General features: G+C 67.2%; 14 protein-coding genes, 1 tRNA gene and 1 pseudogene. 15 read left to right on the top strand and 1 reads right to left on the bottom strand.

All coding sequences use genetic code 11. The features are described from left to right. Window positions 1–373: pseudogene (locus KVS69_RS16935) on the top strand (hypothetical protein); the annotation flags it as partial. A 7-nt stretch (window positions 374–380) separates the two neighbouring features. Here the strand turns inward: KVS69_RS16935 and KVS69_RS16930 are convergent. Then, window positions 381–953: a Maf family nucleotide pyrophosphatase gene (locus KVS69_RS16930; protein WP_217539070.1), complete on the bottom strand. Its 573-nt coding sequence runs from the start codon at window positions 951–953 to the stop codon at window positions 381–383. A gap of 102 nt (window positions 954–1,055) precedes the next feature. Here KVS69_RS16930 and KVS69_RS16925 point away from each other — a divergent pair, with 102 nt between their 5' ends. The 14 genes from KVS69_RS16925 to KVS69_RS16860 all read left to right on the top strand — a co-directional run bounded on the left by KVS69_RS16925 (window position 1,056) and on the right by KVS69_RS16860 (window position 12,159). After that, window positions 1,056–1,565 (top strand): YceD family protein, encoded by a 510-nt coding sequence (locus KVS69_RS16925; RefSeq protein WP_068849627.1) that lies wholly within the window; start codon window positions 1,056–1,058, stop codon window positions 1,563–1,565. A gap of 109 nt (window positions 1,566–1,674) precedes the next feature. After that, window positions 1,675–1,872, top strand: a complete 198-nt coding sequence (gene rpmF / locus KVS69_RS16920; RefSeq protein WP_068849629.1) for a 50S ribosomal protein L32 — start codon at window positions 1,675–1,677, stop codon at window positions 1,870–1,872. Between the two features lie 66 nt (window positions 1,873–1,938). Next, complete coding sequence (locus KVS69_RS16915) at window positions 1,939–2,916, top strand: beta-ketoacyl-ACP synthase III (protein ID WP_068849631.1); 978 nt, start codon at window positions 1,939–1,941, stop codon at window positions 2,914–2,916. Window positions 2,917–2,979: 63 nt separating this feature from the next. Then, a complete protein-coding gene (locus KVS69_RS16910; protein WP_217539067.1) occupies window positions 2,980–3,762 on the top strand; it encodes a serine/threonine protein phosphatase in 783 nt (260 codons plus the stop codon). Window positions 3,763–3,879: 117 nt separating this feature from the next. After that, entirely contained in the window at window positions 3,880–4,824 is a 945-nt protein-coding gene (gene fabD / locus KVS69_RS16905) for an ACP S-malonyltransferase (RefSeq protein ID WP_068854559.1), read from the top strand. Between the two features lie 76 nt (window positions 4,825–4,900). Continuing rightward, window positions 4,901–5,644, top strand: a complete 744-nt coding sequence (fabG, locus tag KVS69_RS16900; RefSeq protein WP_184124992.1) for a 3-oxoacyl-ACP reductase FabG — start codon at window positions 4,901–4,903, stop codon at window positions 5,642–5,644. Window positions 5,645–5,797: 153 nt separating this feature from the next. Next, window positions 5,798–6,037, top strand: a complete 240-nt coding sequence (acpP, locus tag KVS69_RS16895; RefSeq protein ID WP_068849637.1) for an acyl carrier protein — start codon at window positions 5,798–5,800, stop codon at window positions 6,035–6,037. A gap of 136 nt (window positions 6,038–6,173) precedes the next feature. Next, window positions 6,174–7,436: a beta-ketoacyl-ACP synthase II gene (gene fabF / locus KVS69_RS16890; protein ID WP_217539065.1), complete on the top strand. Its 1,263-nt coding sequence runs from the start codon at window positions 6,174–6,176 to the stop codon at window positions 7,434–7,436. Window positions 7,437–7,522: 86 nt separating this feature from the next. Further along, on the top strand, window positions 7,523–8,878 hold the full coding sequence (locus tag KVS69_RS16885; protein WP_217539063.1) for an aminodeoxychorismate synthase component I: 1,356 nt from the start codon (window positions 7,523–7,525) through the stop codon (window positions 8,876–8,878). A gap of 112 nt (window positions 8,879–8,990) precedes the next feature. Next, a complete protein-coding gene (gene mltG, locus KVS69_RS16880) occupies window positions 8,991–10,055 on the top strand; it encodes an endolytic transglycosylase MltG (protein WP_217539061.1) in 1,065 nt (354 codons plus the stop codon). After that, complete coding sequence (gene tmk, locus KVS69_RS16875) at window positions 10,052–10,720, top strand: dTMP kinase (protein WP_068849645.1); 669 nt, start codon at window positions 10,052–10,054, stop codon at window positions 10,718–10,720. The genes mltG and tmk overlap by 4 nt, the downstream gene beginning before the upstream one ends. Further along, window positions 10,713–11,669 carry a DNA polymerase III subunit delta' gene (locus KVS69_RS16870; protein ID WP_184124998.1) on the top strand — a complete coding sequence of 319 codons (957 nt, stop codon included), beginning with the start codon at window positions 10,713–10,715 and terminating at the stop codon, window positions 11,667–11,669. Before tmk ends, KVS69_RS16870 begins: the two co-directional genes overlap by 8 nt. Continuing rightward, complete coding sequence (locus tag KVS69_RS16865) at window positions 11,666–12,019, top strand: PilZ domain-containing protein (protein WP_068849648.1); 354 nt, start codon at window positions 11,666–11,668, stop codon at window positions 12,017–12,019. Before KVS69_RS16870 ends, KVS69_RS16865 begins: the two co-directional genes overlap by 4 nt. A 65-nt stretch (window positions 12,020–12,084) precedes the next feature. After that, window positions 12,085–12,159, top strand: a tRNA-Val gene (locus KVS69_RS16860). The last annotated feature ends 371 nt before the right edge of the window (window positions 12,160–12,530 follow it).

Here is a 12,530-nt window from a genome sequence, read left to right as displayed (position 1 = left end):
GGCCGGCGTCGTGGATCCGGCCCAGCTCCATGGCGAAACCGTGCTGAGCGAACTGCGGTCCGCGCTGCCGGTAGTGCGGGCGCAGCGCATCTCGATGTTCGCTTGGCCGGAAACCCGCTACCTGCAGGGCGAGCGGGCCGGCCTGGCCGGCACGGGCGTGGCCATTGGCGGTGCCGCCCTGGTCCCGGTCGAAAATGCGCTGGGCGGCCCGGCCTGGCGCATCGACTTCGATGCCGACAGCAGCGCCAAGCGGCTGGTCCTGCAGTGTGGTGAGCGCCCGGTGGGGCTCGCTCTACGGGCGGGTGGGCGCTGGATGGGCTGGGCCACCGGACCGCTTGAAACGGACTGCCTGGGCGCCCTTCAGCTGCGCTGAGGGCCTGTCAGGGCAGGGTATGGCCGGCCTGCCGCAGCAGCCCGCTGAGGGCGATCAGCGGCAGGCCGATCAACGCGGTCGGGTCGCGGTTGTCGATCGCCTCGAACAACGTGATGCCCAGTCCCTCGCACTTGAAGCTGCCGGCGCAGTCCAGCGGCTGCTCGGCCGCCACGTAGCGGGCAATCTCGTCCGCGCCCAGTGCCCGGAACCGGACCTCGGTCAGGTCGGAGGCCTCCAGCATCTGGTCATCGCGGACCAGGCAGATCGCGGTATGGAAGGCCACCGTCTGCCCGGACATGGCCGCCAGCTGCGCGTGCGCCCCGGGCACATCGCCAGGCTTGCCCAGCGGGGCCCCGTTCAGGTCCGCGACCTGGTCCGAGCCGATCACCCACCGCCCCGGGTGGCGGGCGGCCACCTCGGCGGCCTTGGCCCGTGCCAGCCGGACGGCCAGCGCACGCGGCGCTTCGCCGGGGGCGGGGGATTCGTCCACCGCCGGCCGCGCCGTCTCCAGCGGCAGGCCCAGCCGTTCCAGCAGTTCACGGCGGTAACGGGAGGTGGAGGCCAGCAGCAGGGGAAGCATGCGACAATACCGGGGTGACAGGGGTGGGCGGCACTCTACCGCACGCCCTCGTGTCGCGGGTAATTGACAACCGCCGGCGGCATCCTTAACATTCAGCGGCTTATGTCCGCGAACGTGCCCGAATTGCTGGATGCCTGGCGGATGGTCGCAGCACGAAGGTGCTTCGACGGTCAGGTAGAACTGGCAGAAATGACCCGCCTGCAAGGCCTTGTTGCCGATACCGAGGGCAAGTGCACGTTTGCGCTTGAATTCGGCCACGACGACATCCTGCGGGTATCCTATGTGGACCTGACCATCGATACCGCGCTGCCGCTGATCTGTCAGCGCAGCCTGCAGCGCTTCCTGCTGCCGGTGTCGGTCAAGCAGCGGCTCGGCCTGATCCGCAGCGAAGACGAAGAGTCGTCGCTGCCGGAAGAGTACGAGGCGATGCTGGTGCCCGAAGACGGCAGCCTGCGTCCGCTGGACCTGGTCGAGGACGAACTGGTCCTGGCCGTGCCGGTGGTGCCGCTGTCACCCGAGGGTGAAGCGGTGGACCGGGACTGGGCACCGACCGAAGAAGAACAGAGCAAGGCCAATCCGTTCGCGGCATTGGCGGCGCTGAAGAAACAATAGCAGCCGGATTGTCGTCGGCGGCTGCGGCGAAAGCGAAGACTGTGCTGGGCGCTGGCGTCCTGCGCGACGATACGACGAAGCAAAAACGAACCGAGTTTGGAGCAATCCCATGGCTGTGCAGAAATCCCGTGTTACCCCGTCCCGCCGCGGCCAGCGCCGTTCGCATGACGCCCTGAGCGCCAAGCAGCTGTCCACCGACCCGACCACCGGCGAAGTGCATCTGCGTCACCACATCACTGCTGACGGTTTCTACCGCGGCAAGAAGGTGATCACGACCAAGTCGAACTCGGCCGTCGAAGAAGATTGATCTGTGTGAGGGCCGCTGCCCGGTCGGGCAGCGGCCTTTACCCTTTCTTCCGTTACAGGAAATGCAATGAGCAAGCGGATCTACTCGAGGATCGCGGGCACTGGTAGTTACTTGCCCGAAAAAGTGTTGACCAACCAGGATCTGGAGAAAATGGTCGACACCAGCGATGAGTGGATCCAGACGCGCACCGGTATCCGTGAGCGGCACATCGCCGCCGACACGGAAACCACCAGCGACCTCGGCTACCATGCCGCGGTACGTGCGTTGGAAGCGGCCGGTATCGACGCTTCCCAGCTGGACATGATCGTGGTGGGAACCACCACCCCCGATCTGATCTTCCCGTCCACCGCGTGCCTGATCCAGGCCAAGCTCGGTGCGAGCGGCTGCCCTGCCTTCGACGTCAACGCTGCCTGTTCGGGCTTCGTGTTCGCGCTGGGCGTGGCCGACAAATTCATTCGTTCCGGTGATGCACGCCATGTGCTGGTCATCGGTGCGGAAACCCTGACCCGTATCGTCGACTGGAACGACCGCACCACCTGCGTGCTGTTCGGCGATGGCGCGGGCGCGGTGGTGCTCAAGGCCGACGAAGACACCGGCATCCTGAGCACCCACCTGCATTCGGATGGCAGCAAGAAAGAACTGCTGTGGAACCCGGTGGGCGTCTCGGCCGGCTTCGGCGAAGGCGAGCAGGCCCGCGGCGCGATCCTGATGAAGGGCAACGACGTGTTCAAGTACGCCGTCAAGGCGCTGGACTCGGTCGTGGATGAAACCCTCGACGCCAATGGCATGACCAAGGCCGACCTGGACTGGCTGATTCCGCACCAGGCCAACCTGCGCATCATCGAAGCCACCGCCAAGCGGCTGGACATGTCGATGGACCAGGTCGTGGTCACCGTGGACAGGCACGGCAACACCTCCTCCGCTTCGGTGCCGATGGCGCTGGACGTGGCGGTGCGCTCGGGCAAGGTACAGCGCGGCCAGCTGCTGCTGCTGGAGGCCTTCGGCGGCGGCTTCACCTGGGGTTCGGCGCTGCTGCGTTATTAATGCGTTAATCGGTTCACACGAAACGGCCCCGATGGGGCCGTTTTGCATTTCTGGAGGTGTGTCATGGTCGAACCCATTGTCATCGACGGCCAGCGCGCCTGGCTGAAGCAGTACGGTGAAAGCAGCCGCGCGGTCGCGCTGGGCCTGCTCAATTTCGTGGCCAACCGCTTCCAGCTGGACGCGCTGCGCCCACCGCCGCACCGCGGCGGTGACGCCGCCCGGGAAACCGAGGCGCGGCGCCTGGCCGAACTGCAGGCGCAAGGGGTGAACGTGCCGCACGTGATCGGCAGCGGCCATGCCGCCCTGGTCCTGGGCGACAACGGCAGCTCCTTCAACACCTGCCTGCGCCAGGCCGACGATGCCGGCCGCGACGCACTGGTGTCGGCAGCGATGGAGGCCATCGTGGCCGCCCATGCCAAGGGCGCCTATTTCGGCCAGCCACTGCCGCGCAACCTGACCTGGGATGGCCGGGCCATCGGCTTCATCGATTTCGAGGAAGATCCGCTGGAAGTGATGGACCTGGCCCAGGCTCAGGCCCGCGACTGGCTGATGTTCGGTTATGGCGTGGCCAAGTACTACGAACACCGCCCCGAGCAGCTGCAGGCGCTGATGGCGGCAGCAATGGATGGCGAAGACGCCCCGGTGCTGGCGCATGCGCACGAGGTTTCCGGCCGGCTGCAGCGCCTGGCCCGCTACAGCATGAAGATGGGGCGCTCGGCGCGCGCGCTGGCGCACGCCATCGTGATCGTGCACGGGGCGACCACGCTGGGCATGTTGATGTTGGTGGCGATCTGCTTTGATTTCTTCAGCGATGGCGATCTGGACATTCTGCAGCTGTTTGTTTGAGGGCGTGCCGACCAACGGTCGGCACCTACCAGGGGCTGGTCAATACGCGCCAGTACAGACGAAGCGCGGTATTCCCCCTTATCATTCGCCGTTCGATTTTTGCAGGCGGAACTCCGCGTGACCGATTCCAATCTCGCTTTCGTGTTCCCCGGCCAGGGCTCGCAGTCGCTGGGCATGCTGGCTGAACTGGCTGAACTGCACCCGCAGGTGCGTGAAGCGTTCACCGAAGCCTCCGATGGCGCCGGCGTGGACCTGTGGGCGCTGTCGCAGGGCGGCCCGGAAGAGATGCTCAACCGCACCGAGTACACCCAGCCGGCCCTGCTGGCTGCCAGCATCGGCGTGTGGCGCGCATGGCAGGCCGTGGGCGGTGCCCAGCCGGCCGTGCTGGCCGGGCACAGCCTGGGCGAGTACACCGCTCTGGTGGCCGCCGGCGCGCTGTCGTTGCGTGACGGCGCGCACCTGGTGCGCCTGCGCGGCCAGCTGATGCAGGACGCCGCCCCGACCGGCGTGGGCGCCATGGCCGCCGTGCTCGGCGCCGAAGACGCCCTCGTCAAGGAAGTCTGTGAACAGGCCTCCGGCAGCCAGGTGGTGGTGCCGGCCAACTACAACTCGCCCGGCCAGATCGTCATCGGCGGCGATGCCGCGGCCGTCGACCGCGCCTTGGCGCTGCTGGCCGAAAAGGGCGTGCGCAAGGCCGTGAAGCTGGCCGTCAGCGTGCCCTCGCACACCCCGCTCATGCGCGAAGCCGCCAACCGCCTGCAGGAAACCATGGCTGGCCTGGACTGGCGCGTGCCGGCCTTGCCGGTGGTGCAGAACGTGGATGCCCGCGTGCACGACGGCATCGATGCCATCCGCACCGCCCTGGTCCAGCAGTTGTACCTGCCGGTGCAGTGGACCGGCTGCGTCGAAGCCCTGGCCGCGCGCGGCGTGACCCGCGTGGCCGAATGCGGCCCCGGCAAGGTGCTCAGCGGCTTGATCAAGCGCATCGACAAGGGCCTGGATGCGCGCACACTGTCCACGCCCGCCGACTTCGAGACGGCCCGCGAGACCTGGGCCGCCTGATGACTTTCGACCGCGTTCGCCACGTGCCAGCCCCCGGGCCGGCGCTGCGGACCGGTCCCGTTCGAGGAAACTGAGCATGAGCAAGCCCCTTCAGGGTGAAATCGCACTGGTGACCGGCGCCAGCCGTGGCATCGGCGCGGCGATCGCCGATGCACTGGCCGCGCAGGGCGCGACCGTGATCGGTACCGCCACCACCGAATCCGGTGCTGCCGCCATCGGCGAGCGCCTGGCTGCCGCAGGCGGCCACGGCCGCGCGCTGAACGTGACCGACCCGGCCGCGCTCGAGGCCGTGCTGGACGGCATTGCGAAGGAATTCGGTGCCATCACCATCCTGGTCAACAACGCCGGCATCACCCGCGACAACCTGCTGCTGCGCATGAAGGACGAGGACTGGCAGGCCATCCTCGACACCAACCTGACCAGCGTCTTCCGCACCTCCAAGGCCGTCATCCGCGGCATGATGAAGGCGCGCAAGGGCCGCATCATCAACATCGCCTCGGTGATCGGCGTGACCGGCAATGCCGGCCAGGCCAATTACGCCGCGGCCAAGGCCGGCATCATCGCCTTCTCCAAGTCGCTGGCCAAGGAAATCGGCTCGCGCGGCATCACCGTCAACGTGGTGGCGCCGGGCTTCATCGATACCGACATGACCAAGGCGTTGCCGGAAGAACAGCGCACCGGCCTGGTCAAGTCGATCGCCCTGGAACGCCTGGGCGAGCCGTCCGACATCGCCAATGCGGTGGCGTTCCTGGCCGGTCCTTCGGCCAGCTACATCACCGGCGAAACCCTCCATGTGAACGGCGGCATGTACATGCCGTAAGCATGTGGTGCAGGGACTGCACCGCAAGTGGTTGATCCAAATGGAGTTTTGCAGCCATGCAAGGCCCCTGCGGTTTCCACTACACTATCCCACGGCCATCGCCATTTGATGGCGTCACTTTTTGAACCACTACTCCATCTGGAGCGATATCCAATGAGCACCATCGAAGAACGCGTCAAGAAAATCGTCGTCGAACAGCTTGGCGTCAAGGAAGAAGAAGTTGTCACCACCGCATCGTTCGTCGATGACCTGGGTGCCGACTCCCTGGACACCGTTGAACTGGTGATGGCGCTGGAAGAAGAATTCGAGTGCGAGATCCCGGACGAAGAAGCCGAGAAGATCAGCACCGTCCAGGCTGCGATCGACTACGTCAAGGCTCACGTCAAGGCGTGATGTCGGGCGGCTTGCGCGCGGTAGTGGTGCTTACCGCCACCGCGTGCAGCAAACCCATGGGGCCGCGCTTGCGGCCCTGTGCTTTTGAGCGTTACACCGCGTCAACCCCGCACTACCCGGGTCAGGAGAATCTGCAATGAAGCGTCGCGTCGTCGTTACCGGCATGGGCATGGTCTCGCCGTTGGGCAATGATCTGGCCACCAGTTGGAAGGGCATCACCGAAGGCCGTTCCGGCATCGGTCCGCTGACCAACGTTTCGCAGGCTTACCTGGACCGTTTCACCACCAAGATTGCAGGTGAGGTCAGGGACTTCGACATCACCGCCGACAACGAACAGTTCGGCAAGTTCCGGGTCAGTGGCAAGGATGCCAAGAAGATGGACCCGTTCATCCATTACGGCCTCGGTGCCGCCTTCATGGCCTTGAACGATTCGGGCCTGGAGATCACCGACGGCAATGCCGAACGCATCGGCGCCATCGTCGGCGCGGGCATCGGCGGCCTGCTGGGCATCGAGGAACAGACCATCGAGTTCCACGAGGGCAAGAAGATCTCGCCCTTCTACGTGCCCAAGACCATCATCAACATGCTGCCCGGGCAGCTGAGCATCATCACCGGGTTGAAGGGCCCGTCGTTCTCGGCGGTGTCGGCCTGCGCCACCTCGAATCATTCCATTGGCACCGCCATGCGCATGATCCAGTACGGCGATGCGGACGTGATGGTGGTGGGCGGTGCCGAGCGCGGCTCCTCGCCGACGGCGCTGGGCGGCTTCTGCGCCATGAAGGCGATGAGCACCCGCAACGACGCCCCGGCCGAAGCATCGCGCCCGTGGGACAAGGAACGCGACGGTTTCGTGCTCGGCGACGGCGCCGGCATCCTGATCCTGGAAGAGTACGAACACGCCAAGGCGCGTGGCGCGCGCATCTATGCCGAGCTGGCCGGTTTCGGCGCCAGCTCCGATGCGTACCACATGACCGCGCCGAGCGAGAACGGCGAAGGTGCCGCCCGCTGCATGACCATGGCCCTCAAGGATGCCGGCGTTACCCCGGACCAGGTGGGCTACCTCAACGCGCACGGCACCTCCACGCCGCTGGGCGACCTGGGCGAAACCATGGCCATGAAGACCGCCTTCGGCGACCACGCCTACAAGATGATGGTCAGCTCCACCAAGTCGATGACCGGCCACCTGCTCGGCGCCGCCGGCGGCGTGGAAGCCATCTTCTCGGTGCTGGCGCTGCGCGACAACATCATTCCGCCCACCATCAACCTGCACGAAGCGGGCGAGGGCTGCGACCTGGATTACGTGCCCAACACCGCACGCGAGGCCAACGTGGATGTGGTGATGTCCAACGGCTTCGGCTTCGGCGGCACCAACGGCACGCTGGTGTTCAAGCGCGTCTGAGCGCGCCACCCAACGTCACCGCACCGGGCCGCCATCTTGGCGGCCTTGGTGTATCTGGCCCCCGCACTCACTTTGGTTGCCCTGCCATGTTCCAGACCCGCCTGCTGCCCGACACCACCGACCTGCTTGCGCTGCAGCGGCTGGCGCCGGAGCGTTACCCGCTGCTGATGGAATCCACCGCCTCGGGCACCGCGCAGGGGCGCTGGGACCTGCTGCTGATGGGCAACGGTCAATCGCTGGCGTTGCACGCCGATGGCGTGGTGCGCGACCACGTCGGTGCCGCGCACGCCGGCAGCTTCCTCGACGTGCTCGATGCGCACTGGCAGTCCCTGCGACTGCCGCGCGAAGAAACCGGCCTGCCGTACCGGGGCGGCTGGGCGCTGATGCTCGACTACGAACTGGCCGGCCAGATCGAAACCGTGCTCCACCTGCCGGCGCGCGCCGACGGCCTGCCCAGTGCACTTGCGCTTCGCTGCCCGGCCGCCGTGCTGCACGACCGCGTGCTGGGCCAGTTCCACGCCGTGTGCGAAACCGACCACGCCGCCCAGCTCGACACCCTGCTGCAGGACCTGGATGCCACTGCCACGCTGCCGCCGCAGCCGCAGTGGCAGCCACCGGCGCAGATGGAAGAGGATGCGCCCACGCGCTTCACCGACGGCGTGGGCAAGGTCATCGACTACCTGCGCGCCGGTGATGTGTTCCAGGTAAACCTGTCGCGGCGCTGGGTCGCGCATTTCGATGAGGCGCTGTCACCGCAGGCGCTGTACGCGCAGCTGCGCGTGGCCAACCCGGCGCCGTTCGCCGGCCTGTTCATCGCGCAGGGCAGGGCAGTGGTGAGCTCCTCGCCGGAGCGCCTGGTCTCGGTGCATGGCGATGACGTGCAGACCCGCCCGATTGCCGGCACGCGCCCGCGCTTCGCCGGCGACGACGATGCCGAACGCATCCGCGAACTGGTCGGCCACCCCAAGGAGCGCGCCGAACACGTGATGCTGATCGACCTGGAGCGTAACGACCTGGGCCGCATCTGCACCGCCGGCAGCGTGGAAGTGGATGAGCTGATGAGCGTGGAAAGCTACGCCCACGTGCACCACATCGTGAGCAACGTGCGCGGCCGCCTGCGCCCGGGCGTGAGCCCTGGCCAGGTGATTGCCGCCACCTTCCCCGGCGGCACCATCACCGGCTGCCCCAAGGTGCGCTGCATGCAGATCATCGCCGAACTGGAACAGACCGCGCGCGGCGCCTACACCGGCGCGTTCGGCTGGCTGAACCGCGATGGCGACCTGGACCTGAACATCCTCATCCGCACTGCCGAAGTCGCCGGCACCCACGCGGCCTTCCGCACCGGCGCCGGCATCGTGGTCGATTCGGATCCGGCCAGGGAGCTTGACGAAACCCGCGCCAAGGCCCGCGGCCTGATGCGCGCGCTCGGCCGCCAGGAATGAGCCAAGGTATGCTGTAGGGCGAACGCGTAGGGACACGCCATGCGTGTCCGCGCTGAAACGATAAACCCGTAGAGCCACGCCCTGCGTGGCTGCACCACCCACCGAGGAATGCATGGCAGGCGTAAAACGAGGTTGTCTCACCGTCCTGGCGGTACTGCTGCTCGGCGCACTGCTGCTGGCCGCCGCCGGCGCATGGTTCTGGCACAGCCAGAGCGGCTTCGCCGACACCGCCATCAGCCCCGACCAGCCCAGCGTCGTCATCACCCCGGGCGATGGCCTGCAGACCGTCGTGCGCAAGTTGCGCGACGCCGGCGTGGATGAAGGCAACGACACCCAGTGGCAGCTGCTCGCGCGCCAGCTGGACGCCGCCGGCAAGCTCAAGGTCGGCGAGTACGCGCTGGACGCCAGGCTCACCCCGCGCGAACTGCTCACCCGCATGCGCCAGGGCCGCACCCTGCAGCACCGCGTCACCATCGTGGAAGGCTGGAACATCCGCCAGCTGCGCGCCGCGCTCAAGCGCGCCGATCCGCTCATCCACAAAACCGACGAACTGGACGATGCCGCGCTGATGAAGACGCTCGGCTTCCCCGGCCAGCACCCGGAAGGCCGCTTCCTGCCCGAGACTTACGTCTACCAGCGCGGCGATACCGACCTGGACGTGCTCAAGCGCGCCCACGCCGCCATGGAAAAGGAACTGGCCGCCGCATGGGAAAGCCGCGCCGACGACCTGCCGCTGAATTCCCCGTATGAGCTGCTGATCCTGGCGTCCATCATCGAAAAAGAAACCGCGCTGCCCGCCGAGCGCCCGCAGATTGCCGGCGTGTTCGTGCGCCGCCTGAAGATGGGCATGCGCCTGCAGACCGACCCCACCGTGATCTACGGCATCGGCAGCAGCTACGACGGCAACATCCGCAAGCGCGACCTCACCACCGATACGCCGTACAACACCTACACCCGCGCCGGGCTGACCCCCACGCCGATCGCCATGCCGGGCCGCGACGCCCTGCAGGCCGCCGCACGCCCGGCCCCGGGCGATGCGCTGTACTTCGTGGCCGTCGGCGATGGCAGCGGCGCGCACGTGTTCTCGGCCAACTACACCGACCACAACGCCGCCGTGGCGCGTTACCTGCAGCAGCTGCGCCAGCAGCGCGCCCAGCCGCAGGCGGCACCGCAATGAGCCCCGCACTGCGCCGCCACCCGCGGTTCATCAGCCTGGAAGGCGGCGAGGGCGCCGGCAAGACCACCGCGCTCAACGCCATCCGCGCTGCCCTGCAGGCGCAGGGCTGTGAGGTGGTGCTCACCCGTGAACCCGGCGGCACCCCGCTGGCCGAGCGCATCCGCGCACTGGTGCTGACTCCGGATCCGGAAATCGCCGCCGAGCCGCTCAGCGCCGAAGCCGAGCTGCTGCTGGTGTTCGCCGCCCGTGCCCAGCACGTGCGCCAGGTGATCGAACCGGCCCTGCGCCGGGGCTGCTACGTGCTCAGCGACCGCTTCACCGATTCCAGCTACGCCTACCAGGGCGGTGGCCGTGGCCTGGAGCCGGCGTGGATCGCCGAGCTCGAACGCCGCGCGGTGGGCCTGCTGCCCGGCCTGACCCTGCTGCTGGATGTGGACGTGGCCGTGGGCCGCGCGCGCGCCAACGGCCGCGACCTGTGGCCGGACCGCATCGAAAGCGAGCAGGACGATTTCTTCCAGCGCGTGCGCGCGGTGTTCCGCGAGCGCGCCACCCAGGACCCCACGCGGTTCCGCCTGATCGACGCCAGCCAGGACCAGGCCGGCGTGGCCGCCCAGGTCGTGGATGCCATCAACGCATACCTCACCAAGGAGGGCGGTAATGGCTGAGTTTTCCCCCTGGCAGCAGCGCGCCTATGACCAGACCATCGCCGCGCTCGACGCTGGCCGGCTGGGCCATGGCCTGCTGATCTGCGGCCCGGCCGGGCTGGGCAAGCGCGAGGTGGCGCTGCGCATGGCCACCCACGTGCTGACCCGGGGCGAGCCGGCCGCGGCCCAGCGCGCCGCCCAGCTGATCGCCGCCGGCACCCACCCGGACCTGCAGCTGGTGTCGTTCATTCCGAACAAATCCGGCGACAAGCTGCGCACCGAGATCGTGATCGAGCAGGTGCGCGAGATCTCCCAGAAGCTCTCGCTCACCCCGCAGTACGGCATCGCCCAGGTGGTGGTGGTGGACCCGGCCGACGCCATCAATCGTGCCGCCTGCAACGCCCTGCTCAAGACCCTGGAAGAGCCGCAGCCCGGCCGCTACCTGTGGCTGATCAGCAGCGACCCGGCGCGCCTGCCGGCCACCGTGCGCAGCCGCTGCCAGCGCCTGGAATTCAAACTGCCGCCGCGTGAGGAAAGCCTGGCCTGGCTGCAGGCCCAGGGCCACAGCGAAGCCAGCGCCCGCGAAGCGCTGGATGCGGCCCGGGGCCACCCCGGGCTGGCCGACGACTGGCTGCGCAACGACGGCCTGGCCCTGCGCCGGCAGGTCGCCAGCGACCTTGAGGCGCTGGTGGCCGGGCGCGCGGGCGCGGTGGAACTGGCCCAGCGCTGGACTGCCGATGACCACGCCGCGCTGCGCCTGCGCCACGCCGCCGATCTGGCGTTGGCCCAGGCCACCGGGGGCGGCTTGACCGATCCCGAGCGATTGCACAAGCTGGGCGCCTGGTTCGACGCCGCCAACCGTACCCGCGATCTGTTGCGCACCACCGTGCGCGCCGACCTGGCGGTGGTGGAATTGTTGTTGGCCTGGAACAAGGTCAACGAGCGGCACGCAAAGGGGAATAGAGCATGAGCGCCACCAACGCCCGCCAGGGCATCCTGTCGCTGGCCGTCAAGGACAAAGCGTCGCTGTACAGCGCGTACATGCCGTTCGTGAAGAACGGCGGCATCTTCGTACCCACGCCCAAGCGCTACTTCCTGGGCGATGAGGTGTTCCTGCTGCTGACCCTGCCGGACTCCAGCGAGCGCCTGCCGGTGGCCGGCAAGGTGGTCTGGGTGACCCCGGCCGGCGCCCAGGGCAACCGCGCGGCGGGCATCGGCGTGCAGCTGGCCGATGGCCAGGAAGGCGAGAACGTGCGCAACAAGATCGAGACCGCGCTGGCCGGCACCCTGAACTCGGACAAGCCCACGCATACGATGTGAAGAAATTTACGCAAACCCGTTGACGCGAAATTTTGCCGCCCTATAATGAGCGGCTCAGCAGCATCGGGCGGTTAGCTCAGCGGTAGAGCATTGCCTTCACACGGCAAGGGTCACAAGTTCGAACCTTGTACCGCCCACCATATAAAGCCCTGTTTGAAAAGGGGTTAAGCGAGAGCCGGCTTAGTGCCGGCTTTTTCGTAAGTGCAGATTAAGTGCAGCGGATTTGGTCTCACGTCCGTGTCGCTGTTCTACCCTCCTCGCTACTGGTAGGATCGGTCCGAACCGCTTAGGTAGCCCTTTGACGAGGGACGGTCATGCCTAAGTGGGTCACTGCAGTGGCTTCGGCTTTCGGAGCAGCTATTGCCGCAAAGCTTGTCGATCACTTCATTCCGACAGTTCTCCCGAAGTTGCTCCAATGGGCTTTACTGCCAGCGCCTATGTGGCTGCTTCCCTTCTTCTTCATCATCTCAGCGTGGCTGGCGTGCGCGCTGGGGCGCTCCGCCTCAAGACT

The sequence above is a fragment of the Stenotrophomonas sp. GbtcB23 genome (genome assembly GCF_019091045.1).
GTDB classification, from domain to species: domain Bacteria; phylum Pseudomonadota; class Gammaproteobacteria; order Xanthomonadales; family Xanthomonadaceae; genus Stenotrophomonas; species Stenotrophomonas rhizophila_A.
The sequence above is the reverse complement of the archived record's forward strand: the minus strand, read 5'-3'. Positions and strand labels throughout refer to the sequence as shown.

Bases quoted from the DNA above. Each gene is read 5' to 3' on its own strand.
- fabG (WP_184124992.1), top strand. From the start codon at position 4,901: ATGAGCAAGCCCCTTCAGGGTGAAATCGCACTGGTGACCGGCGCCAGC.
- KVS69_RS16925 (WP_068849627.1), top strand. From the start codon at position 1,056: ATGTCCGCGAACGTGCCCGAATTGCTGGATGCCTGGCGGATGGTCGCA.
- KVS69_RS16910 (WP_217539067.1), top strand. From the start codon at position 2,980: ATGGTCGAACCCATTGTCATCGACGGCCAGCGCGCCTGGCTGAAGCAG.
- KVS69_RS16885 (WP_217539063.1), top strand. From the start codon at position 7,523: ATGTTCCAGACCCGCCTGCTGCCCGACACCACCGACCTGCTTGCGCTG.
- KVS69_RS16865 (WP_068849648.1), top strand. From the start codon at position 11,666: ATGAGCGCCACCAACGCCCGCCAGGGCATCCTGTCGCTGGCCGTCAAG.
- fabF (WP_217539065.1), top strand. From the start codon at position 6,174: ATGAAGCGTCGCGTCGTCGTTACCGGCATGGGCATGGTCTCGCCGTTG.
- mltG (WP_217539061.1), top strand. From the start codon at position 8,991: ATGGCAGGCGTAAAACGAGGTTGTCTCACCGTCCTGGCGGTACTGCTG.
- KVS69_RS16930 (WP_217539070.1), bottom strand. From the start codon at position 953: ATGCTTCCCCTGCTGCTGGCCTCCACCTCCCGTTACCGCCGTGAACTG.
- KVS69_RS16915 (WP_068849631.1), top strand. From the start codon at position 1,939: ATGAGCAAGCGGATCTACTCGAGGATCGCGGGCACTGGTAGTTACTTG.
- KVS69_RS16870 (WP_184124998.1), top strand. From the start codon at position 10,713: ATGGCTGAGTTTTCCCCCTGGCAGCAGCGCGCCTATGACCAGACCATC.
- acpP (WP_068849637.1), top strand. From the start codon at position 5,798: ATGAGCACCATCGAAGAACGCGTCAAGAAAATCGTCGTCGAACAGCTT.
- rpmF (WP_068849629.1), top strand. From the start codon at position 1,675: ATGGCTGTGCAGAAATCCCGTGTTACCCCGTCCCGCCGCGGCCAGCGC.
- tmk (WP_068849645.1), top strand. From the start codon at position 10,052: ATGAGCCCCGCACTGCGCCGCCACCCGCGGTTCATCAGCCTGGAAGGC.